The following is an 827-nucleotide window of genomic DNA, read 5'->3' as shown; positions in this document are numbered from 1 at the left end:
TTTGACTTACACCGTTACCTTCATTTCCCATAACCAAGGCCCATTTCCCTTTCGATTTTAAATCAAAGGCGTTACTTGCTTTCGCTTGGTTGTTTAGTTCTGTTGTTGTAATAAAATAGCCAGCCTCTTGTAATTGTGGAATGACTTCTACCAAGTCAACCTCATAAGTATTCACGGCAAAATGACTACCTTGCATAGATCTAAGAACCTTATCATTATATAAGTCAACCGTACCCAATCCTAATAAGACATCTTGGTAACCGAAAGCATCCGCAGTCCGGATTAAAGTACCTAAGTTCCCTGGATCTTGCACTTGGTCTAAAATCAGTAATCCTTTTGACAATTGGTCAATGTCCAATAACTTAGCTTGCGGTAAGCTGGCTACTGCGAAGATATCTTGGTGGTGATCTGTTTGGCTTAGTGCCTTCGCCACCTCAGGCGTTACCTGTGTCAGCGGCAAATCAGCTTTTAAAGCTTGAACTTGCATCACATTTTGATGGCTACTTTCAGGCACATAGTAAATCATTTGAATCTCTGCATCCGCCTTGACGGCCATCTCTACAAGATGTGGCCCTTCCAGCAAATACTGGCCTGCTTTTTTGCGACCTTTACGAGTAAAAAGTTTCTTTAATTCTTTAATCTGTTGATTTTGAACAGATGAAATTAAGCGTTCTACCATAGGCTTATGCGTTTTCTGGCTTAATCAATTCGTAAATGGCTTCAGCGTAAATAGCTGCTGATTTCATTAAGTCACGAACCGCAAAGAATTCATTGGCTTGGTGCATAGTGTCTACTGAATCTGGGAATAATGCACCAAAGGCTACACC

At 40.9% G+C, this 827-nt stretch carries 1 protein-coding gene and 1 pseudogene; both read right to left on the bottom strand.

What is annotated here, in order from left to right; translation table 11 throughout:
• Positions 1 to 679: TrmH family RNA methyltransferase (locus ACRCJ0_RS16660; protein ID WP_431391274.1), on the bottom strand; the 679-nt coding region annotated here is incomplete at its 3' end.
• Between the two features lie 4 nt (positions 680 to 683).
• Positions 684 to 827: pseudogene (locus tag ACRCJ0_RS16655) on the bottom strand (dipeptidase PepV); the annotation flags it as partial.

The organism is Aerococcus sp. L_32, assembly GCF_050689315.1.
This window is presented reverse-complemented; position numbering and strand designations above follow the sequence as displayed.